At 59.7% G+C, this 19,448-nt stretch carries 24 protein-coding genes and 1 pseudogene; 15 read left to right on the forward strand and 10 right to left on the reverse strand.

All coding sequences use genetic code 11. The features are described from left to right. Positions 1-92: 92 nt before the first annotated feature. From PTT45_RS01775 to PTT45_RS01805, 7 genes are all read right to left on the reverse strand, one after another. Complete coding sequence (locus tag PTT45_RS01775) at positions 93-728, reverse strand: protein-L-isoaspartate(D-aspartate) O-methyltransferase (protein WP_273811316.1); 636 nt, start codon at positions 726-728, stop codon at positions 93-95. 38 nt (positions 729-766) lie between these two features. Continuing rightward, positions 767-1,516: a 5'/3'-nucleotidase SurE gene (gene surE, locus PTT45_RS01780; protein ID WP_273811179.1), complete on the reverse strand. Its 750-nt coding sequence runs from the start codon at positions 1,514-1,516 to the stop codon at positions 767-769. Next, positions 1,504-2,562, reverse strand: a complete 1,059-nt coding sequence (truD, locus tag PTT45_RS01785) for a tRNA pseudouridine(13) synthase TruD (RefSeq protein WP_273811181.1) — start codon at positions 2,560-2,562, stop codon at positions 1,504-1,506. The genes surE and truD overlap by 13 nt, the downstream gene beginning before the upstream one ends. Beyond that, positions 2,559-3,032 (reverse strand): 2-C-methyl-D-erythritol 2,4-cyclodiphosphate synthase, encoded by a 474-nt coding sequence (gene ispF, locus PTT45_RS01790; protein WP_273811183.1) that lies wholly within the window; start codon positions 3,030-3,032, stop codon positions 2,559-2,561. Before ispF ends, truD begins: the two co-directional genes overlap by 4 nt. A 90-nt stretch (positions 3,033-3,122) precedes the next feature. Then, the gene (locus PTT45_RS01795) at positions 3,123-3,374 is read right to left on the reverse strand and encodes a hypothetical protein (RefSeq protein WP_273811185.1); all 252 of its coding nucleotides are present in this window, start codon (positions 3,372-3,374) and stop codon (positions 3,123-3,125) included. Positions 3,375-3,377: 3 nt separating this feature from the next. Further along, positions 3,378-4,226 carry an S-formylglutathione hydrolase gene (gene fghA / locus PTT45_RS01800; protein ID WP_273811187.1) on the reverse strand — a complete coding sequence of 283 codons (849 nt, stop codon included), beginning with the start codon at positions 4,224-4,226 and terminating at the stop codon, positions 3,378-3,380. Positions 4,227-4,265: 39 nt separating this feature from the next. Continuing rightward, positions 4,266-5,378: an S-(hydroxymethyl)glutathione dehydrogenase/class III alcohol dehydrogenase gene (locus PTT45_RS01805; protein ID WP_273811189.1), complete on the reverse strand. Its 1,113-nt coding sequence runs from the start codon at positions 5,376-5,378 to the stop codon at positions 4,266-4,268. Positions 5,379-5,481: 103 nt separating this feature from the next. Between PTT45_RS01805 and PTT45_RS01810 the strand changes: the two genes are divergently transcribed. After that, positions 5,482-6,381: a LysR substrate-binding domain-containing protein gene (locus tag PTT45_RS01810; RefSeq protein ID WP_273811190.1), complete on the forward strand. Its 900-nt coding sequence runs from the start codon at positions 5,482-5,484 to the stop codon at positions 6,379-6,381. Here PTT45_RS01810 and PTT45_RS01815 read toward each other — a convergent pair. Genes PTT45_RS01815 through PTT45_RS01825 form a run of 3 tightly spaced genes read right to left on the reverse strand, consistent with a single transcriptional unit; the run spans position 6,378 to position 7,481 of the window. After that, positions 6,378-6,995 carry an SOS response-associated peptidase gene (locus PTT45_RS01815; protein WP_273811192.1) on the reverse strand — a complete coding sequence of 206 codons (618 nt, stop codon included), beginning with the start codon at positions 6,993-6,995 and terminating at the stop codon, positions 6,378-6,380. The genes PTT45_RS01810 and PTT45_RS01815 overlap by 4 nt on opposite strands. 43 nt (positions 6,996-7,038) lie before the next feature. Further along, complete coding sequence (locus PTT45_RS01820; protein WP_273811194.1) at positions 7,039-7,299, reverse strand: putative signal transducing protein; 261 nt, start codon at positions 7,297-7,299, stop codon at positions 7,039-7,041. Then, positions 7,299-7,481: a CPXCG motif-containing cysteine-rich protein gene (locus PTT45_RS01825; RefSeq protein ID WP_192318138.1), complete on the reverse strand. Its 183-nt coding sequence runs from the start codon at positions 7,479-7,481 to the stop codon at positions 7,299-7,301. The genes PTT45_RS01820 and PTT45_RS01825 overlap by 1 nt, the downstream gene beginning before the upstream one ends. Before the next feature lie 256 nt (positions 7,482-7,737). Between PTT45_RS01825 and PTT45_RS01830 the strand changes: the two genes are divergently transcribed. From PTT45_RS01830 to PTT45_RS01895, 14 genes and pseudogenes are all read left to right on the forward strand, one after another. Beyond that, positions 7,738-8,100, forward strand: a complete 363-nt coding sequence (locus tag PTT45_RS01830; RefSeq protein WP_273811196.1) for a hypothetical protein — start codon at positions 7,738-7,740, stop codon at positions 8,098-8,100. Positions 8,101-8,131: 31 nt separating this feature from the next. Further along, positions 8,132-9,046: an RES domain-containing protein gene (locus tag PTT45_RS01835; protein ID WP_273811197.1), complete on the forward strand. Its 915-nt coding sequence runs from the start codon at positions 8,132-8,134 to the stop codon at positions 9,044-9,046. Positions 9,047-10,013: 967 nt separating this feature from the next. After that, entirely contained in the window at positions 10,014-10,451 is a 438-nt protein-coding gene (locus PTT45_RS01840; protein WP_273811198.1) for a hypothetical protein, read from the forward strand. A 1,050-nt stretch (positions 10,452-11,501) separates the two neighbouring features. Next, the gene (locus PTT45_RS01845; RefSeq protein WP_273811199.1) at positions 11,502-11,723 is read left to right on the forward strand and encodes a hypothetical protein; all 222 of its coding nucleotides are present in this window, start codon (positions 11,502-11,504) and stop codon (positions 11,721-11,723) included. Positions 11,724-11,733: 10 nt separating this feature from the next. Continuing rightward, positions 11,734-11,859 (forward strand): annotated as a pseudogene (locus tag PTT45_RS01850) (Arc family DNA-binding protein); the annotation flags it as partial. A 22-nt stretch (positions 11,860-11,881) separates the two neighbouring features. Then, entirely contained in the window at positions 11,882-12,172 is a 291-nt protein-coding gene (gene pflM / locus PTT45_RS01855) for a lysogeny maintenance protein PflM (RefSeq protein ID WP_273811317.1), read from the forward strand. A 763-nt stretch (positions 12,173-12,935) separates the two neighbouring features. After that, positions 12,936-13,301, forward strand: a complete 366-nt coding sequence (locus PTT45_RS01860; RefSeq protein WP_273811200.1) for a hypothetical protein — start codon at positions 12,936-12,938, stop codon at positions 13,299-13,301. A 197-nt stretch (positions 13,302-13,498) separates the two neighbouring features. Next, the gene (locus PTT45_RS01865) at positions 13,499-13,714 is read left to right on the forward strand and encodes a hypothetical protein (protein ID WP_273811201.1); all 216 of its coding nucleotides are present in this window, start codon (positions 13,499-13,501) and stop codon (positions 13,712-13,714) included. Between the two features lie 5 nt (positions 13,715-13,719). Next, entirely contained in the window at positions 13,720-13,932 is a 213-nt protein-coding gene (locus PTT45_RS01870) for a major capsid protein (protein WP_273811203.1), read from the forward strand. A 122-nt stretch (positions 13,933-14,054) separates the two neighbouring features. Continuing rightward, positions 14,055-15,524 carry a virulence factor TspB C-terminal domain-related protein gene (locus PTT45_RS01875; RefSeq protein ID WP_273811204.1) on the forward strand — a complete coding sequence of 490 codons (1,470 nt, stop codon included), beginning with the start codon at positions 14,055-14,057 and terminating at the stop codon, positions 15,522-15,524. Beyond that, positions 15,524-15,838: a DUF2523 domain-containing protein gene (locus tag PTT45_RS01880; RefSeq protein WP_273811205.1), complete on the forward strand. Its 315-nt coding sequence runs from the start codon at positions 15,524-15,526 to the stop codon at positions 15,836-15,838. The genes PTT45_RS01875 and PTT45_RS01880 overlap by 1 nt, the downstream gene beginning before the upstream one ends. 2 nt (positions 15,839-15,840) lie before the next feature. Further along, positions 15,841-17,025, forward strand: a complete 1,185-nt coding sequence (locus tag PTT45_RS01885; RefSeq protein WP_273811206.1) for a zonular occludens toxin domain-containing protein — start codon at positions 15,841-15,843, stop codon at positions 17,023-17,025. A 144-nt stretch (positions 17,026-17,169) separates the two neighbouring features. Then, positions 17,170-18,450, forward strand: coding sequence for a hypothetical protein (locus PTT45_RS01890; RefSeq protein WP_273811207.1), 1,281 nt, complete (start codon positions 17,170-17,172; stop codon positions 18,448-18,450). Further along, positions 18,447-19,421 carry a phage integrase gene (locus PTT45_RS01895; RefSeq protein ID WP_273811208.1) on the forward strand — a complete coding sequence of 325 codons (975 nt, stop codon included), beginning with the start codon at positions 18,447-18,449 and terminating at the stop codon, positions 19,419-19,421. Before PTT45_RS01890 ends, PTT45_RS01895 begins: the two co-directional genes overlap by 4 nt. The last annotated feature ends 27 nt before the right edge of the window (positions 19,422-19,448 follow it).

The following is a 19,448-nucleotide window of genomic DNA, read 5'->3' on the forward strand; positions in this document are numbered from 1 at the left end:
GTGTTTCTTGGAAATGTTGTGATGCATTGTGCCGGAAATATCGGGCACTGCCAGTCTTGCGCGCCGGCACTGTGAAGCAGGAACGAGCAAACTCAGGCCAACGGGCCGTTGAGCAGCGGAACGAAGCGCACCAGGTCGAGCACGTGACGCGAGTAGCCATCCTCTTCGCGCACGATCAGCAGCAGTTCCTGCGTCTCGCCAGCACCCACCGGAATGACCAGACGACCGCCGATGGCCAACTGGTCCAGCAGCGCCTGCGGCACCTCGGCGGCGGCGGCGGTGACGATGATGCCGTTGTACGGGCCGAGAGCATTCCAGCCCTCCCAGCCATCGCCCCAGCGGAACACCACGTTGCGCAGCTTGAGCTCGACCAGGCGCTCCTTGGCACGATCCTGCAGGGCCTGGATACGCTCCACAGAGAACACCCGCTCCACCAGTTGCGCCAGGACAGCGGTCTGGTAGCCGGAGCCGGTACCGATCTCCAGCACCTTGTCCAGCGGCCCGCCGGCCAGCAGCAGCTCGGTCATGCGCCCGACTATATAAGGCTGAGAAATGGTCTGGTTGTGGCCGATGGGCAGCGCGGTGTCTTCGTAGGCGCGGTGCGCCAGCGCCTCGTCGACGAACAGGTGGCGCGGCGTGCGACGGATGACTTCGAGCACGCGCGGGTTGGACAGCCCCTCCTCGTACAGTCGCTCGATCAGGCGCTCGCGGGTGCGCTGCGACGTCATACCGACGCCCTGGCGTTGCAGGTGATCCTGGCCACGCATCAGAGCAGGCCCTCCAGCCAGCCATCGAGATTCGCGAAGGCCTCGTGGAAGGTACGATCCAGTTGCAGCGGAGTGATCGATACGTAGCCCTGCATCACCGCATGGAAGTCGGTGCCCGGGCCGCCGTCCTCGGCATCGCCGGAGACGGAGATCCAGTAACCCTCCTTGCCACGCGGGTTGACCTGTTTGACCGGCGCGGCGGCGCGCGCGCGATGGCCGAGGCGGGTCAGCTGCACGCCGCGGATATGCTCCAGCGGCAGGTTGGGCACGTTGACGTTGAGCACGGTGCGCGGCGGCAGGTCGAGCCTGTCGTGCGCCTCGACCAGCTTGCGCGCGAAGTAGGCGGCAGTAGCCAGGTTGTCGGTGCGTCGCGAGACCAGCGAGAAGGCGAAAGCCGGTTTGCTCAGGAAGCGCCCTTCCAGCGCCGCGGCCACGGTGCCGGAATAGAGCACGTCGTCGCCGAGGTTGGCGCCCAGGTTGATGCCCGAAACGACCATGTCCGGCAGCGGATCAAGCAGCGCGTTGAGTCCCAGGTGCACGCAATCGGTAGGCGTGCCATTGAGCGCGATGAAGCCATTGGGCAGCGGCGCCGGGTGCAGCGGGCGGTCCAGGGTCAGCGAGCTGCTGGCACCGCTCTTGTCTTCGGTCGGGGCGATGACCACGCACTCGGCATAGTCGCTCAGCGCGTCATGCAGCGCGGCGATGCCGGGTGCCATCACGCCGTCGTCGTTGGAAATCAGAATTCGCATGGAGAGTCCGTCTGCCCTGCCGGCAGCAGATCGACCAGTTCGCGCACCACGGCGGTGGCGAAGCAACCGGCCGGCAGGACGAATTGCAGTTGCACTATCTCAGGCTCCGGATAATGCCACGTCAGCCCGGCGATGGGGAGGCGCAGGATGCGCCGTTCGTGCGCCATGCCCGCCTTCGCCAGCCAGGCGGTCAACGCCGGTTCGGACTCGGCCAACCCCTGCTCCAGCACCTGTGCCGAACCTGCAGCAGGCGACGCACCCTCACCCCACAACGGGCCGGTCGGGTGCAGGTCGAGAATGGCCAAGCGCGGATCACTGGTCTCCGCCTCGCCGGCCATGAAGAAGCTGCGGCTGTCGGTGAAGGCCAGCAGATCGCCAACCTGCGCCAGGCTCCAGCTGCCATCCGCCACGCGCGCCGCCAGGGCACGGTTGAACAGGTAGCTGCGCGCCGACGAGAGCAGGCGCGAGCGGGTGTTGCGCTGCTCCGGCAGCTCGCTGCGCTCGGCGAAGCCACGCGCATCGCCAACGTTGCCGCCCTGCCAGCCAAAGCGCTGCAGGCCGTAGTAATTGGGCACGCCCTGCTCGCGGATGCGCTGCAGGCGTTGCTCCAGCAGCTCGCGGTCGGCCTTGAGGCCAGTCAGGCGCAGGGTGAAGCCGTTGGCCGAGTGGGCGCCGCGCTGCAGTTTGCGTGAGTGGCGCACGGCCTTGAGGATGGCCAGGGTCTCGCCCTCGGCGGCAGACAGGTCGGGATCGGCCTTGCCCGGCAGGTGCAGGCTGAACCACTGGCGGGTCAGTGCCTGGCGATCCTTCAGCCCGGCATAGCTGATATTGCGCTGCGACACCCCGGCCGCACGGGCCAGACGGCGCGCCGCCTCCTCGGTGTTGAGGCCACGCTTCTCCACCCACAGCCACAGATGCTCGCCAGTGCCGGACAGCGGAATGTCCAGCACCTCGTCGACCTGGAAGTCCTCGGCGGTTGCCTTGAGCACGGCCTGACCACAGGCCTCGCCATGGGCACGCGGGCCCAGCAGTTCCAGTTCGGTCATGCCTTCACCAGCAGCGCCACGGCGTGAACCGCGATGCCTTCCTCGCGGCCGGTGAAACCGAGCTTCTCGGTGGTGGTGGCCTTGACGTTGACCGCGTCCAGCGCCACCTGCAGGTCCTCGGCGATCAGGCCGCGCATGGTGTCGATATGCAGCGCCATCTTCGGCGCCTGGGCGACGATGGTGGCGTCGACGTTGCCGACCACATAGCCCTTGGCGTGGATCAGGCCGAGCACATGGCGCAGCAGCGCGCGGCTGTCGGCACCCTTGAAAGTCGGGTCGGTGTCGGGGAAGTGCTTGCCGATATCGCCCAGTGCACAGGCACCGAGCAGTGCATCGCTCAAGGCATGCAGCAGCACGTCGCCGTCGGAGTGGGCGATCAGGCCGAACTTGTGGGGAATGCGCACACCGCCGAGGGTGATGAAATCGCCCTCGCCGAAGCGATGAACGTCGTAACCGTGACCGATACGCATAGGGCTGCTCATGAAAACCTGGCCTAGAAAAAATCAGGCCGCGATTCTACCGCAGGGCGGCACCCTGCGAACCCTTCTCATCCCGACACATCAGTCATCGCTGGATTCGTCGAAGGCGCGATGCCCGGCAAAGCCCCTGGCCTCACCGAGCACCAGCGGCCCCGAGCGATCATTCACCTGCGCCATACGCCGTGCCCGACGCGCAGTGAAGAACAGCGGCCCGCCAACACACACCAGCAATAGAGCGACGATCAGCCAACCGCGGTTCAGCCACCAGGCGAACGGCGCCAGCGCCACCCCGCCCAGCAGCAACAAGAGCCCGAGCCCTTCGCGCTGGCTCATCGATCAGGCCAGCGCTGCCGCGTGATGGCGCAGATGGTCGTCGATGAAGCTGGCGATGAAGTAGTAGCTGTGGTCGTAACCCGGCTGCATACGCAGGGTCAGCGGATGCTCGGCAGCCTTGGCCGCGGCCTGCAGGGCCTGGGGCTTGAGCTGGACTTCGAGGAAGTCGTCGCGATCGCCCTGATCCACCAGGATCGGCAGCTTCTCCGTGGCCTCGGCCAGCAGCACGCAGGCATCCCACTCGCGCCAGCGCGAACGGTCGTCGCCCAGGTAATTGGAGAACGCCTTCTCGCCCCAGGGGCAGTTGAGCGGATTGGTGATCGGCGAAAACGCCGAGACCGACTGGTAGCGACCGGGATTCTTCAGCGCACAGATCAGCGCACCGTGGCCGCCCATGGAGTGGCCGGCGATGCCGCGTTTGTCGGTGACCGGGAAGTTGGCCTCGATCAGCGCCGGCAGCTCCTGCACCACGTAGTCGTACATGCGGTAGTGGCGCGCCCAGGGCTCCTGGGTGGCGTTGAGGTAGAAGCCGGCACCAAGACCGAAGTCCCAGGCCTTGTTGGCGTCATCCGGCACACCCTCGCCGCGCGGACTGGTATCCGGGGCAACGATGATCAGGCCGAGCTCGGCCGCCAGCTTCTGCGCGCCAGCCTTCTGCATGAAGTTCTCGTCGGTGCAGGTCAGGCCGCTCAGCCAGTACAGCACCGGCAGCTTGGCGCCCTGCTCCGCCTGCGGCGGCAGGTACACGGCGAACACCATGTCGCAGTTGAGCGCGGTGGAGCGGTGGCGGTAACGCTTGTGCCAGCCGCCGCAGCTTTTATTGCTGGATACGATTTCCAGAGTCACGGGCATCTCCCCCAGGGCACGCCGAAGCGCGCCCGGTCAGCGCAATCAGTAGTGAATGACGGTGCGGATGCTCTTGCCTTCGTGCATCAGATCGAAGGCAGTGTTGATCTCGTCCAGACCCATGGTGTGGGTGATGAAGGTGTCCAGCGGGATCTCGCCCTTCTGCGACTTCTCCACATAGCTCGGCAGCTCGGTACGGCCCTTGACGCCGCCGAACGCCGAACCGCGCCAGACACGACCGGTGACCAGCTGGAACGGACGGGTGCTGATCTCCTGGCCGGCACCCGCCACGCCGATGATCACGCTCTCGCCCCAGCCCTTGTGCGCGCACTCCAGCGCGGCACGCATCAGCTGCACGTTACCGACGCATTCGAAGCTGTAGTCGACGCCGCCATCGGTCATCTCGATGATCACGTCCTGGATCGGCTTGTCATGGTCCTTCGGATTGACGAAGTCGGTCGCGCCCAGCTCGCGGGCCACATCGAACTTGGCCGGGTTGATGTCGATGGCGATGATGCGCGAGGCCTTGGCCATCTTGGCGCCGATGATCGCCGCCAGGCCGATGCCGCCCAGGCCGAAGATGGCCACGGTAGCGCCCTCTTCAACCTTGGCGGTGTTGAGCACGGCGCCGATGCCGGTGGTGACGCCGCAGCCCAGCAGGCATACCTTCTCCAGCGGCGCTTCCTTCGGGATCACCGCCAGGGAGACTTCCGGCAGCACGGTGTACTCGGAGAAGGTCGAGCAGCCCATGTAGTGGTAGATCGGCTCGCCGTTGTAGCTGAAGCGCGAGGTGCCGTCCGGCATCAGGCCCTTGCCCTGGGTGGCACGCACCGAGCTGCACAGGTTGGTCTTGCCGGATTTGCAGAATTTGCACTCGCGGCACTCGGCGGTGTACAGCGGGATCACGTGGTCACCGACCTGCACCGAGGTCACGCCCTCGCCCACCGCCTCGACGATGCCACCACCCTCGTGACCCAGGATCGACGGGAACACGCCCTCGGAGTCGGCGCCGGACAGGGTGTAGGCATCGGTGTGGCACACGCCGGTGGCGACGATGCGCACCAGCACCTCGCCGGCCTTCGGCGGAGCAACGTCCACTTCGACGATCTTGAGCGGCTGGTTGGGGCCGAACGCGACGGCGGCACGGGACTTGATCATGGACGTTCTCCGGTGGATGAAAAGTGCCGAGAGTGTAGACCTCGGCGTTTTTCTGGATAATCCAGGCAATCAGCAAAACATTATTGCCAGCCAGGGATAATCGATGAGCAACTGGGAAGGCCTGGACGAGTTCGTCGCGGTCGCCGAATGCGGCCGTTTCGCCGCCGCCGCGCAGCGCCTGGGGCTGTCTACCTCGCAGGTCAGCCGCCAGGTGGCGCGCCTCGAGGAACGCCTGCAGACCCGCCTGTTCTACCGCAGCACGCGCAAGGTGACCCTGACCGAGGCCGGGCAGACCTTCCTGCAGCACTGCCAGCGCCTGCAGGACGCCCGCGAGGAAGCCCTGCGCGCCATCGGCGACCTCAACGACGAGCCCAAGGGCCTGCTGCGCATGACCTGCGCGGTGGCCTATGGCGAGCGCTTCATCGTTCCGCTGGTCAACGAATTCATGGCGCGCCATCCGCAGCTGCGGGTGGAGATCGAACTGAGCAACCAGACCCTAGACCTGCTGCACAGCAGCATGGACCTGGCCATTCGCCTCGGTCGATTGCAGGACTCGCGACTGGTCGCCACCCGTCTGGCGCCGCGGGTCATGCACCTGTGCGCAGCGCCCGCCTACCTGGAGCGCTATGGCCGGCCGCACTCGCTGTCCGAACTGGGCCGGCACAACTGCCTGGTCGGCAGCAGCGATCAGTGGAGCTTCCAGCAGGACGGTCGCGAGCTGAGCCAACGGGTGCAGGGCAACTGGCGCTGTAACAGCGGCGAGGCGGTGCTCGACGCCGCCCTGCGCGGCTTCGGCCTGTGCCAGTTGCCGGACTACTACGTGCAGCCACACCTGCGCAGCGGCGCGCTGGTCGACCTGCTGCCGCAACAGCGCCCACCGCACACCGCCGTATGGGCGCTGTACCCACAGCAGCGCCACCTCTCGCCCAAGGTGCGCCTGCTGGTGGAGCTATTGAAGGAAGGCTTGGCGCGGCGGCCAGAGTATCAGGAGGTGCCGGGCTAGGCCGGCGTCAGGCACTCCGGCCCCTCGAAGGCCGGATCGTTGATCAGCGTGCTCAGCGCCCGCTCGCGCAATGGCGGCTGCGGCGCCGCCAGCAATGCCTGCAACTGCTCGACCGAGGCCTGCGGATCGAGCCAGATGCGAGTGGCGGCCTGATCAAGCAACACCGGGCGGCGCAGGTAGTTGGCCGGCGCGGTGATCATCGCCACGCTCAGGTAGGTCTGCCCCGCCGTCGGGTAGGCCTCCCACACCCCAGCGAAATACTGCAGTCCTTCGCTGCTTATCCAGTACGGACGCTTGCGGTTGGCCTGACCGCGCCATTCGTAGAAGCCGTTGGCCGGCAGCAGGCAACGGCGCTCACGAAAAGCCTCACGGAACATCGGTTGCTCGGCCAGGGTCTCGGCTCGCGCATGAGATGGCGCCTTGCTCAGGTCATCGAGCCAGGCAGGGGTCAGACCCCAGCGCCCGGCCGCGGCCTGCAGCTCGCCATCGGGCTGATGGATGAACAGCACCTGGGCACCGGGCGCCAGATTCCAGCGCTGCGGAAAACCTTCGGGAAAGCCCGGCAGGCTCGACAGGGCCTGAGGCCAACGGAACAGGGCGTAGCGTCCACTCATGGGCGGCGGTGTTTCCAGTAACAGGAGGCAGCGGAAGGAAGAATCAGCAGAGCAGCACGCCGGGGAACCCCTCGGGCTCCTCGCCCGGCAGCGGCGCGGCGGCATTGTACGCGGCGATCAACCGCCGCGCGTGCTCGGCATCGTCGTCCTCCACCAGCAAACCGAGCAACCCCAGCGCCGGCAGCTCCCCCACCGCACCGAGCAGATGCCGCCCGGCCAGATGCGCCTCCACCCCCTCTCTGGCCAGCACGCCCACCAGCAGTTCGGCCTCCAGCAGGTCCTGCGGCTCATAGATGCGCTGCATCAGTCGTTCTCCCCACGCACGTCCAGCGTCCAGGTTTCACCGTCGGTATGCAGTTCGAAGACAATCGGCCGGCAGCACACCGGACAGTCCTCGACATACTCTTGATCCCCAGCCGAGAGATCGAGCACCGCCTCGGCCTGTTCCCAACAATAAGGGCACTGGTACAACTGTGTTTCCAGCATCACGGCCTCCATGTGACTTGCCGGTATGGTAGCCCCAGCCTCACATTCCCTAACAACCCCTCACAGAACGGTAGCTTGCCTATGCTCTTGTGCCCCAAAGGCTAACAAAACCTCGTTACCTCTGGTCTTTGTAGGCACTGAATCCCTCTGTGGCTTCGAACCTGTACGCCCTCACCACACTGCCTCCTTGGTTAAAAAGATAGCGATGTGCTATTAGTTCCAGAGTCATGATGACTGGGATTAACGAGGAGAAACCATGGACTTAAAAATTCTCTCGGTACACGGACACGGCGACCACAAGGAAGAATATGTGCTTCTAGAGGCTATTGAAGACTGCGACGTGGGGAGATTTCAACTTTGCGACACCACCTTCACTCGGGATGGGAAGGTGTCCAATAAACTACGTCACACTTACTGGTTCCCAGACAAGGAAGTAAAGAAAGGTGATTTAATTTCTGTCTGGACCAAAACTGGAAGTGACACAACCACTAAAAACAAAAAAGGAACGCCAGTACATCGCTTTTACTGGGGGCTCACAAAAGCAGTCTGGAATGATGACGGCGACTGCGCGGTGCTTCAATACATTGGAGCCTGGAAAGCAGTTAGCGTAAAGAGCTAACCTCCTACCATCCCACTAAAAACCACATAACATGAATTTAGATGAATGCGACCGCATTTTTCAAAAGGCGACTAACAGCACTTCAGAGGCTGAGTTTCTTTACATAATAGACCCACTATTCAAGCACTATAAGATACTTTCACTAGAATACGGAAGAGGAAGCATTTTCTGGCGTGCCCGCGCCATTGAAAACGAGCCATACTCCAATCTCTCAGAGATGGACTACCCCCCTCCACATCTTGCCAAAGTCGGCCGACTAAATGAGACGGGCAGCCCATGCTTTTATATTGCAGCAAAAAAAGAAACAGCACTTGCCGAGGTAAACTCAAAAGAAGGACAGCTCATACAATTAGCGGGCTTTAGAATACTAAAAGAAGAAACCCTTCACCTGGCTGTTATAGGTGAGTATTCAAATGTTCAAAAAAATGGCTACATGCACTTTGCTGGGCGCGACCCCGACCTAACCATTTCAAAGCTGATCAACTCAGCCCCCAGAGCAGAAGCACTAAGAACGATTTACATAGATAAATTCTTTTCACACATACTTGCAGACCCGAGTGCAGCAGGCAACAACTATCTATTTAGTCGTGCACTAACTCAATCCATATATTCAAGAAACAGCTCAAAAGCCCTTGCCTTTCCAAGCGTAAAAGACAAAGGCGGATTCAACATTGGAGTCATGCCAAAAGAATCCGACAAAGTCTTTCACAATGCCTCATGCATCATTGTAAGAGTAGGAAAGCCTAGGCAGTTCGGCTTATTAGAGTTCGAAGTCATTCGATCTGCAAAATACCTAGATGCTAGCAATAATTTTGTCTGGGACGACTCAACATCACCAGAAACCATAGGAATTTATGGCTTAACCAAAGAGGAGCATGCAGCTGCGCTATCCAATCAAAACGACCCTAACAACTTACTAAACCTACTCCACAACAAACGCAACTAAATTGGAGCAACCACACAATGTTAGTAAAATGCTACGGACAGCTCTGGAACCCTGACATTATAGAGTGGGGAGGTGGTGGCGCCGGCAATGGAGAGCTTCTCGGTAATATCAAGAAAAATGGTAAAGCTCATCAGATTAATTTCTGGAGCGCAAAGGGCATATATGTACTGCACTCTGACTATAAGTCAATTTATGTAGGAAAGGCCTTTGGGACCTCTATCGGCCTACGAGTCAGAGACCATCTTACAGATCGTCTTGCGGGCAGGTGGGACATGTTTTCCTGGTACAGCGTTTCAAGCCCTAGAACCACTCAGCGAGATGTATCCCAACCTGGACAACGTCAACTTGCTCCTGAGACAGTGATTAATACTCTTGAGGCGCTAGCCATTCTCATTGCGGACCCCGCACTCAATCGTCGACGAGAAACGCTGAAAGATGCCTATGAAGCAGTCCAGCCCGACGGGGCGAAACCTCGAACTATAAGAAACTATCTTCAAGAGATTCTGGACAAACTAGAAGCAGTTCACCCATAGCCAGTGAGGCCACAAGGAATAGAGCGCCATCTATCTTTGCAAATAGCAGGGACTCGCCGCACTCATTCGCTTGAGACATGCTTTACTGGCATTTCCCCCTGCTGCTCTTTGCCGAGCAGTTCGGCCAACGCCTTAGCTTTTTCTCAGGTACTCCAGAGCATCGTCTTTATCTGCCTTCATAGCCTTCCCTTTTTGCTGAACCAGCGGCGAGCCACTTCTGCATCATGAATGAAACCATCATATCTGGGCACGAGAGGATAAAAAGCGTTCCAGAGTCAGACTTCATTTATCGTCACGGTCTTGCTTGCCAATACCGCCTGAACATCTCAAGATAAAGAAAGCTAAACCAACCTTCTTCGAAGGGCTCATAAGCTTCGCCTCCGCCCTACCCCAGCTTCGCAACTACGATACCGTCCGACGCCAAGTACTCACAAATGAACACCACCACACTAAAATTATCCCCAGCAGCCCTAGCACTTTCCGACGCGATGCTCATTCTGGCTCCGCTAGCGATATTCCTATTTATATTATTTATGAAAGGAGAATATTCATCTGTCGTATACAAAGCAGAATGGAGCTTTGTCATGGTGTTCTACATAATCGAAGTAATTAAAGATCAGATAAAGACACGACGACTAGAGGGCTATCATGAAGCCCATACCGAGGCAGGAGTTGCCTTTTACTCTATATTACTTAGCCTTGGGGTTTTATTTTTATATGCAGACTACGAGCATTCCCAAGGCTTTGTCGGCCTAAACTCAAAAGCATTCATCACCTTTAAACTTTTCCTTTTCCTTGGATCTTTCATGCTCTTCATGTTTCATCGCCACAAGAAATATAGGTTGCTATCTAAAGAGCCGCAAACTATTTAATAGCACCAAAAAAATAAGTGCTATCGGTCTCTATTGCCTCCATAGCTTTGATTCCTGCTCTCAAGGTCAACGTGCATCCGACATTCTCGCAGCTCAATGCTTCCAGGCCTGTGCCAATCGCTGCACCAATCTTCCGGGCGCTTTTCCTCTTCCACGACTACGACTTGAAGCTGGCGTTTCTGAGCTTGTGTCTGAGGTTGCTCAAAGGGAACTACGTTCACAGCGCCTCGCGGCGTGTAGTTCCCATCATGGAAGCTAGGCACTTGGCTTTGCTGCTGCCTGCTTGAGAGCTTGTTGGCTAGCGCTTGGGCCTTCTCCTCTTCCACTCGCCTGTCCGGCTGAATATTGGCGGAGAGGCGCATGACAGAGCCTTGGGCTTGGGGCTCCGGCTGGGCTTGTGTAGTAGGGGGTGTTGGAGCAGCACTCTGCTCAAGCTGTTTGGAGCCTAAGAACAAGGCTCCGGCGGTAATTGCACAGCCTGCAACGACGGCTATCCCTATGCGTAGGGTGTCGTTGGGCTTCTTCTTGATGTAGATCGGGGCATCATCCCAGTCAGCCTTCATCCCTGCCTCTCCCTGCTAAACCAGCGGCGGGCCACTTCTGCGGTTATCTGCTGCCCGCTTTGGGTTCTTCCAATTTTCGGTCTGCTTCGGTGTAGGTCGGGCTTATCTGCCCCCGACCTGGGTCAACTACTCCGAACAGAATGTACTGCTCGTACTCCGGGAACGCCTTCAGCAGCTCCACGAGGTCTTCAACACGGGTCTTCGTCTTCAGCTCTGTGGCTACGGTTTGCCAGCGACGCCTGTTCTTGATCGACGTTTGCTCAGCAAGTCGCGACGGCCCTATATGCCTAGCAACCTCTCTTAGACGCTCTTCCATATTCCAAATTGATCTCAAAATATGCGTCAAAGTCATTGATGACATATATTTTGTCACGCACAATGACTTCGACATGACAAATATTATGTCAACACCTGTGATTAGAGATTATCAGACATTGTGAGGCTTACCGGCTATGGAAAGCGCACAAATCAAGGGAGAGAGCAGCAGATGAGCAACGTTTTCATAGTCCTTCCCCCGATCTGCACTCGCGAGGAATTCGCCCGTCTGACCGGCCTTGAGGAAAAGGGCAGCTCCGTCGTGCTGGGCATGTGTAACCAGTCCACCCTCCCCACTGTGCGTGTTGGCCGCCACTCCCTTGTCAACGTCCACCAGCTGATTCAAGACCTCTGCTCAGGCAAGACCGAGTTCTTGCCCGGCGACTACAGCTGAGGCCGCTGCCATGAGCCGCACTGATCAGCAATTCAAGCTCCGCATGCCCCCTGCCCTTCGCTCTCGGGTCGAGCTGGCCGCCCAAGGCGCCCACCGCTCTCTGAATGCAGAGCTGATCCTTCGCCTTGAGCAGAGCTTCGCCCTGGAGGTAGCAGCCAATGAGCCTGAATCGGTATCTGCACCTACCCCACGCCGAGGCCTGCGACTGCTCTGTATGTTGGTCCCGTCGTTTACCGGCATCGCCCGCTCCCTGCCAGTCCACACCCTGCGACCAATGCCGCCCCGCGTCAGTGGCCAAGGTAAATGGTGTCTGGAAGGCGAGCCCTGCCTTTCTCTGCGCGAAACACACGCCACCGCCCCGGCCCCCGAAGTACTGGAACGTTATATACGACTCGGGCAATCCAACGCCCTTCGTTCCAGTCCGCGAGCCGTTCGAGTTGGAGAGCTGAGCCAATGAGCAGCACCCCCGAAGTCACTGACGGTTACGTGCTTTGCCAGGATTGCGGCCATGCAGAGCCGTACACCCTGGACAAGCATCAGAACCGTGAGAGCTGCCCCAAGTGTGGCGGGGACTTCTGCGGCTGCAATTGCTGCTCTGAAATGGGCCGTCTGGCTGTGCAATTCCAGACCTCGGCCACTGATGTCGAAGGGGATGAGCAATGAGCCTCACTGTCAGCTTCGGTCGTTACATGTTCTGGCTCCTGGGCCAGTGGGCCATCCCGGTAATCATCGGCATCGCTCTCGGGATCGGCCTAAGTACATGGCAGCTCACTGAAGAGGCCGATTTGATCGAAGAAATCTTCACCCGCTCTATGCAATCGGTGGTCGAGTCCTGCACGGCTCCAACCGATCCCCCGACCAGATCGCCTCCGGCGTCCGGGACTGGTCCACCAGTCGCGGGCGACGGTGGCGAAACGGGATAACAAGGGCCGAGGCCCTTGGTGTTTACCTGATCTTCATTAACGAAATTAATAGTTAGACCAATCTGAAAACGTCATAAAACTTCAATCTCTAACTATCTCTAAATACGGATGATATTTATTGATAACTGATAAAAGCCGTTCCTGAGCACGTATAACTAAGCACGCATAACCACCCGCAAGCCGAGTAACCACAGGCGAAAAACTTCACACGAAGTTCGCCTGCCGGGATCGCTCGGCCTGCAGAAAGGCAAACCAGCGCAATAACGCGCAACTAGCGAGGAAACAAACGATGGCACGTTCGACTATGGAAGTTGCATTTCTCGGTGTTCAAAAGACCGAGTTCGACGATGTGAAGATCGTGAAGCTGTTCTACGGCGATGAGCCGGACGGCAAGACCGAACACGGTCTGTCTGTCATCGGCATGGGCGTTTTGGACGACGTGGCCGATGAGGTCTTTTCCTCCTGCGCTGGCCTAGAGCCCCTAGAGCCTGTCCGCATCACCTTCGACGTAGCCCGTGGCGGCAAGAACCTCGGCAAGAATCTGGCGCTGCACATCGAGCCCGTGAAGGCCCGCACCACCTCCCAGGCCGCTCCACAAACCCCGGCCCCGAACAAGCCGGCAGCCACCCCCAACAAGCCTGACGCTCAGGCGTAACCGGAGGGGCGGGCCGTGCTGATCCATGACCGTGTTCTCTGTGATGAGTGCCTCTGCGTCATGGGCCAGCTGCATCACCAGCCCGCCTCGCATTCGGACTTCCTGGCTGACGAGGGCACTGCACCGCACTTCGCGGTGTGTCCGGATTGCCAGGAGTCCCGCGAATGCTCCGAGCCTGCGGTTCTGGAGCGCATCGCATGAATTTCATCGCCTGTGATGGCAGCTGGTCGGTCGGTGCCGCTGGAGAGATCCAGTGTGCCGGGCAACTGGTGGCCATTACCGGCGAAGAAATCCGGGAGGAAATCTCTCCCGGCCTTACTGACGAAGAAACCCAGCTCCTGCTCGATGCGGCCATTGGCCTATTCGCACTGGTGTTTGTGTTCCTCGTCATCCGCAAAGCAATCGCGAGGTAACTCCCATGAAAGTACGCAACACCCTGCGCAAGTTCGGCACCGTCATTGGTGCTTCCGCTGTCATCGGCGCCACCAGCATCGGTCAGGCCTATGCCGACGCCGCTGCAGCCGCCGCCAAGATCACTGGCGCTGAAACCGATGTGGAAACCATCGGCTACGCCGCCCTCGGTCTGGTCGTGGTGGCGGCGCTGTTCAAGTACATGCGTCGCGCCGTGTAAGGCAACAAACCCCGCTTCGGCGGGGTTTTCCCTTTCGCCATGCACATCGACCCCAACACCTTCTATCTCGTCATCGTGACCCTGGCGTTTGCCGCCTTGCTGCTGCGCCTGTGAGGCCCTGCATGCAACGTCTGCTGATCTGTCTCGTCCTCTTCTGCGTCTCTCTGAATGCCCATGCGGCGCGGATGTGGGTAGGCAAAACCGGCCTCCACGCAACGGCCGAAGCCGCCTGTCTGTCCCGTAAAACTGATCTGCATCAGGGCACCTTGCGCGTCACGGTGCGTACCTGGTCTCCCAACGGGGCAGATGCTGTGTGCTCATGGACGCACGGCAACGGATCGGCGTTTACCGTTGGCGTGGCGGGTCAGTGCGAGTCTGGTCAGACGGCCTTAACGCCTACTACGGCAAACTCTGCACTGTGCGGCTGCCCTGAGGGTAGCCCGATGCTGGAGAACGGCACCTGCGGCCCCAAGGAAGACCCTTGTGAGTCTTCGGCAGGCAGCTTCTACAACCATGAACACCGCATTGGCGGCCTGGGCGGTGGTGCCCGCACTGAGCCGCCCGGCAGCGTCTGCAATGGCTCCTGCCAGTACTCCTTCGATTTCGAGGTACAGCGCTGCTATCGCTTCGTCGAGAACACCGACAAGGACGGCGCTTACTGCAGTTACCGCTACAAGGGCAGCGGCATTTCCTGCACTGCTGACAACCCATCGCCCGGCAATCCGTTTGATCAAACACCGTCGAAGCCACCCAGCGATACCACTCCGACGCAGAACAACGAGAGCGGCTGCACCGAGTGGACCACCACGTCCAATAACACCGGCACCCGTACCTGTACGTCGTCCTCCAGCTCCACCAACCCCGGCAAGATGGATTGCGGTTCCGGTGGTTCAACTGTGGGTTGTACCTCGGGCAATCCAGCGCCTGCACACAGCGAAACCAACACCACCGAGACGCAAACCAAGACCAACAACCCGGATGGCTCGACCAGCACCACCAGCCAGAGCGACACCACGAAAACCGACTGCAAGGGCACCGCTCCGTGCACCACTACCGGCAAGAGTGAAACCAAAACCTCGGGCACCAACGCCGATGGTTCTCCGGGCAACGAGTCCACTACCTGCACCGGGGCCGGGTGCACGGACGAAGGCGGCAAAGAGGAAGAGGAAGGCGAAGAAGAGGTGCCCCGCGAGGCATCGGTGGGCGACTGTGAGAGCAACACCTTCGCTTGTGCTGGTGATGCCATCGACTGCGCTGTTCTACGTGAGCAGCACAAACAGACCTGCTTTGCCGAAGAGCAGGCCGACTTCCCCAACAAGCGCAACGACATTGAATCGTTGTTCCAGGGTGACGACTTCGAGCTGAAAGAAGCCGAGATCGAAGCCCCCAGCATCATCAGCGGAGCTACCCGCTTTCTTCCTGCCGGCTGCCCACCACCGGAGACGGTATCCCTGTCCCTGGGCAGTGGCCGCAACCTCGAATTTCGCTATGAGCCGTTCTGTCGGCTGGCGACGGACTTGTCTTGGATGATCGTCGCGGTCGCGAGCATCTGGGCTGCCATCTACGTCGGCCGCGCCTTCGGAGGTGAGTGATGCATTTCTTCTATCTAGCGCAGCTATTCCTGATCATCGTTGTTCCGCTGATCAAAACCGCTCTGCGAGCCCTGAGCATCGGCGTGGTTGCCTATGTCGGCATCAACCTCGTCATCGACGAGGCCAAGGACTACGCCATCGCCAACCTCGGCAACATGGCCCAGTCACTGCAAATGATCCTTGGCCTCGCCAAGTTTGATGTCGCGGTGAACATCTACTTCGCCGCCATCGTCACCCGGCTGACCCTCAACGGTATTGATCGCATTGCCGATCGCCGTACCAAGCTCCAGCACAACACCACCTTCACGGCCTGATCATGCTCTATATCCGCACAGGCCTGCAGGGCCATGGCAAGACCCTCAACACCATCAAGGAAGTGGATACCAAGGCCAAGGCCGAGGGCCGCACCGTCTACTTCCACAACGTCACCGACCTCGACCCGAGCAGGCTGCAGGCCGAGTGGTATCCCTTCGAAGATCCGCTCAAGTGGTTCGAGCTGCCTGATAACGCCCTGATCGTGGTGGATGAGGCACAGGGCTGGTTTGGTGTGCGTGATCCACGCAAGGAAGTCCCCGAGCACATCAGCCGCTTCGAGATCATGCGTAAGCAAGGCCACGAAGTGCACCTGATCACCCAAGACCCGCGCTTCATCGACGTACATGCCCGGCGCCTGTGCAACAAGCACATCCACTACTGGCGAATCTTCGGCAGCAGCAAGGTTTCTCGGTATGAGATCGAACGGGTCTACAACGACGTCGAGAAGATCAACGGTTGTAAGGATGCGAGTCGCACCATCATCGGCCTGGATAAACGCTACTTCGGTGTCTACAGCAGCGCCAAGGCCGAGCATCACTTCAAGTTCAAACCCTCGAAGAAACTCGTCTTCTTGCTGTTGGCCGCTGGTATCGGTTTGTTCTGCGCCTGGCGCGCCTACGCCCTGATCTGGGGGCAGGAGTCACCTGATGCGCCCAGTGATGCGCCCGCGAAGGAGCAGGCCGGCAATCCGGTCACGGACATCGCCAAGTCGCTAATTCCTGGCGTCACGCCGGCTGAGAACAAGACCCTGACACCGGCTCAGTACATCGCGAGACATGTCCCCCGGGTACCGAACCTGCCGGCCTCGGCTCCGGTGTATGACGACCTGACCAAGCCGCAGTCCTTCCCGCGGCTGTACTGCCTGTCCAGCACCGATCCCGACACCTACGCCCGCAACTTTGCACGCATGCCACACGCCATCGTTAACGGCCGGGAGACGGTGTGTCAGTGCTACACCCAGCAAGCTACTCGAGTGCAGACCGACTTTGCCTTCTGCATGCAAACGGTGGAGTACGGCTACTTCGATCCCGCCATTCCTGATCGCTCGAAGAACGCCTTCGGACAGCAGCAGATGGCGCAGCGACAGAACCCGACACCGACCAACACCTCACCGCAGCAACCCGCTACGCAACCCAAGGTAAGCACCACGGTCGCGGACTACGAAAAGGGGCGTTCTCAGTGGTGAAGACCAGTCCCGCGCGCGGAGCTTTTTGCGCCAGCGCGAGCCGGCGAGCGCGGCGCAAAAGCACGCGCGGGACGTCCCTGTAACACGTCAGATAAACCCATCTAAACAGCACGCAAAGTCTAACAATCTAGAAAAGGGAATCTCATGAAGCTGGTTGATCATCATCGTCTAGACCCCATCACTGGCCTGGAAGACAGCAAGGGGCTGCTTTTCGTTGATCCTGATTCAGCCGAGCTGACCGACCTCACAGGCGTTCGGCTCCTTCGCTGTGGTGTCGATACAGTCCGTCAGCTGTATCGGGGCATGATTCGCCCCCAGGTGCTGGAGCTATTCGAGAATCCCGGCACCCTGGTCGATTTCGCTGGCCAGCGCTGGCACTCCGGCCGCGTCGGCCGTGACTCCGGCTACCAGTACAAGCTGCAGAATGCCGACTTGGGCTTCGTCCTCCTGATCAAGAACTTCAACGCCAAAATCGACGCCATTGGCCCACACCTGAAAATCGAAGTGTCACCCCACGCAATCGACTCCCTGAGCCCCGAGCGTCTGCAAGCCCGCCTCGACTTCTATGCCGCTGAGGTGCTGAGCCATATCGAGTTGAACCAGTGTGCCGTGCATATCGCCCTAGACCTGCAAGGCTGGCGACCTCCGGCGGATCTGGTGGCGCGCATGCACTGCCGAGCGCGCACCCATCGCGATATCTCGGGCATCAATGAGATTTCTTGGGCCACCAAATCCAGCGTCTACGGACGTGGCGAAACTTCTATGTTCGGCTCGGCCAATGGCATACAGCTCTGCCTGTACAACAAGACCGAGCAGGCCCGATCGTCTGACAAGCTCGACTATTGGCAAGCCGTCTGGCGTCGTCGTGACAGCTTCGACGAGGGCGACCCGGCCAACTACAACCCCGAGCAGGACGTATGGCGTCTAGAGCTTCGCTACCACCATTCCATCGTCCAGCAGTTCGCCAGTGGCTCCGTAGATATCAACACCGGGGCAGCCATTGATACCACCTCGTTTGCGGCCTTCGCGGGCCATCTGGACGGCCTATGGCGCTATGGCCTGAATCAGTTCAAGTACCTCTCCCGCCCCGGCGTCTATGAGCCGATCTGGACGGTGATGCGCGATGACGTGCGAGTCGATATCCCCGCTGATTCGCTGTTCGATGAGACCCACTACAAGCGCTACCACAAGACCTCTCGCGGCTTCTCCGGCAAGAACGTCGAACTGTTTCTGGGAAACTTCGTCAGCCTGCTCGCCAGGGAACGGGTAGGCGCTAAACAAGCCTTCAAGCGTCTGACCGAATGGGAATGCTGGCCAGTGATCCGCGACCACTACGCGGATAAGGGTATGGGCGAACGCGACCTCTACAAGCACATCAAAGCACTGCTAGAAGAACGTCATGTGCGTTGGGGGCGGGCTGTATGACCGTCAGAAAGCAGCCTGACGGCAAATGGTCGGTAGACTTCTACGTCGATGGCCGAGGTAGTCAGCGTGTACGTCGCGGCGGCTTCGCCAGCAAGGCCCATGCACAACGCTTTGAGCGTGACTTCGTGGCCTCCCCTGCCCGTTCGGTTGAGCGATTCAGCGACCTTGTAGACCTCTGGTATCACGTTCACGGCGTCACCCTGAAAAACGGTGCTCGTCGTCACCGGGCGCTCAAGCAGATTACGGAGCGACTGAAAAACCCTCGGGTGTGCGACTTCACTGCCGCCACCTGGTCCCGCTATCGCACCGAACGCCTCAAGACGGCCTCAGCCTCAACGATCAACATCGAACACATCTATGTTTCGTCGGTGTTCGCTGAGCTGGCTCGGCATGGCCACTACCACAGCCCCAACCCGCTGCATGGCATGCGTCGCTTCCGTGTCGATCAGAAGGCTCTTGCGTTCCTCTCCTTCGAACAGATAAAGCAGCTGCTGGCCGAGTTGAGCCAGTCTCAGAATCCCTATGTGTTGATCATCGCCAAGATTGCTCTAGCCACGGGTGCCAGATGGTCCGAGGCTGAACGCCTGCGCCGGTCACAGTTACTGAGTGACCGCATCGTCTACACAGCGACCAAGAGCGGCCGGAATAGGACGGTGCCGGTCGATCCGGCATTAATCGCAGAGGCGCTATCTGTGGCATTGCCGACTGAGCGGCTATTCGGCCCTGCTCGCGGTGCCTATGAGACAGCCTATGCACGCTGCGGCTTCAAGACTCCGGGTCAACTGACCCACATCCTGCGCCATACCTTCGCCTCGCATTTCGTCATGGCCGGGGGCGACATACGCACCCTGAAAGACATCCTGGGCCACTCCGACATCACCACCACAATGATCTATGCACACCTAGCACCAGAGCATCTGGACAAAGCTTTAACACTGAATCCTCTTTCTCTTTCATCCTCGGCTAGGTGAGATTGATTAGCACATAGATACATCACC

It is taken from the genome of Pseudomonas sp. Gutcm_11s (assembly GCF_028649395.1).
Taxonomy (GTDB): Bacteria; Pseudomonadota; Gammaproteobacteria; order Pseudomonadales; family Pseudomonadaceae; genus Aquipseudomonas.

Excerpts from the sequence above, each read along its gene's own strand:
- PTT45_RS01775 (WP_273811316.1), bottom strand. The coding sequence starts at position 728 with ATGACGTCGCAGCGCACCCGCGAGCGCCTGATCGAGCGACTGTACGAG.
- surE (WP_273811179.1), bottom strand. The coding sequence starts at position 1,516 with ATGCGAATTCTGATTTCCAACGACGACGGCGTGATGGCACCCGGCATC.
- truD (WP_273811181.1), bottom strand. The coding sequence starts at position 2,562 with ATGACCGAACTGGAACTGCTGGGCCCGCGTGCCCATGGCGAGGCCTGT.
- ispF (WP_273811183.1), bottom strand. The coding sequence starts at position 3,032 with ATGCGTATCGGTCACGGTTACGACGTTCATCGCTTCGGCGAGGGCGAT.
- PTT45_RS01795 (WP_273811185.1), bottom strand. The coding sequence starts at position 3,374 with ATGAGCCAGCGCGAAGGGCTCGGGCTCTTGTTGCTGCTGGGCGGGGTG.
- fghA (WP_273811187.1), bottom strand. The coding sequence starts at position 4,226 with ATGCCCGTGACTCTGGAAATCGTATCCAGCAATAAAAGCTGCGGCGGC.
- PTT45_RS01805 (WP_273811189.1), bottom strand. The coding sequence starts at position 5,378 with ATGATCAAGTCCCGTGCCGCCGTCGCGTTCGGCCCCAACCAGCCGCTC.
- PTT45_RS01810 (WP_273811190.1), top strand. The coding sequence starts at position 5,482 with ATGAGCAACTGGGAAGGCCTGGACGAGTTCGTCGCGGTCGCCGAATGC.
- PTT45_RS01815 (WP_273811192.1), bottom strand. The coding sequence starts at position 6,995 with ATGAGTGGACGCTACGCCCTGTTCCGTTGGCCTCAGGCCCTGTCGAGC.
- PTT45_RS01820 (WP_273811194.1), bottom strand. The coding sequence starts at position 7,299 with ATGCAGCGCATCTATGAGCCGCAGGACCTGCTGGAGGCCGAACTGCTG.
- PTT45_RS01825 (WP_192318138.1), bottom strand. The coding sequence starts at position 7,481 with ATGCTGGAAACACAGTTGTACCAGTGCCCTTATTGTTGGGAACAGGCC.
- PTT45_RS01830 (WP_273811196.1), top strand. The coding sequence starts at position 7,738 with ATGGACTTAAAAATTCTCTCGGTACACGGACACGGCGACCACAAGGAA.
- PTT45_RS01835 (WP_273811197.1), top strand. The coding sequence starts at position 8,132 with ATGAATTTAGATGAATGCGACCGCATTTTTCAAAAGGCGACTAACAGC.
- PTT45_RS01840 (WP_273811198.1), top strand. The coding sequence starts at position 10,014 with ATGAACACCACCACACTAAAATTATCCCCAGCAGCCCTAGCACTTTCC.
- PTT45_RS01845 (WP_273811199.1), top strand. The coding sequence starts at position 11,502 with ATGAGCAACGTTTTCATAGTCCTTCCCCCGATCTGCACTCGCGAGGAA.
- pflM (WP_273811317.1), top strand. The coding sequence starts at position 11,882 with ATGAGCCTGAATCGGTATCTGCACCTACCCCACGCCGAGGCCTGCGAC.
- PTT45_RS01860 (WP_273811200.1), top strand. The coding sequence starts at position 12,936 with ATGGCACGTTCGACTATGGAAGTTGCATTTCTCGGTGTTCAAAAGACC.
- PTT45_RS01865 (WP_273811201.1), top strand. The coding sequence starts at position 13,499 with ATGAATTTCATCGCCTGTGATGGCAGCTGGTCGGTCGGTGCCGCTGGA.
- PTT45_RS01870 (WP_273811203.1), top strand. The coding sequence starts at position 13,720 with ATGAAAGTACGCAACACCCTGCGCAAGTTCGGCACCGTCATTGGTGCT.
- PTT45_RS01875 (WP_273811204.1), top strand. The coding sequence starts at position 14,055 with ATGCAACGTCTGCTGATCTGTCTCGTCCTCTTCTGCGTCTCTCTGAAT.
- PTT45_RS01880 (WP_273811205.1), top strand. The coding sequence starts at position 15,524 with ATGCATTTCTTCTATCTAGCGCAGCTATTCCTGATCATCGTTGTTCCG.
- PTT45_RS01885 (WP_273811206.1), top strand. The coding sequence starts at position 15,841 with ATGCTCTATATCCGCACAGGCCTGCAGGGCCATGGCAAGACCCTCAAC.
- PTT45_RS01890 (WP_273811207.1), top strand. The coding sequence starts at position 17,170 with ATGAAGCTGGTTGATCATCATCGTCTAGACCCCATCACTGGCCTGGAA.
- PTT45_RS01895 (WP_273811208.1), top strand. The coding sequence starts at position 18,447 with ATGACCGTCAGAAAGCAGCCTGACGGCAAATGGTCGGTAGACTTCTAC.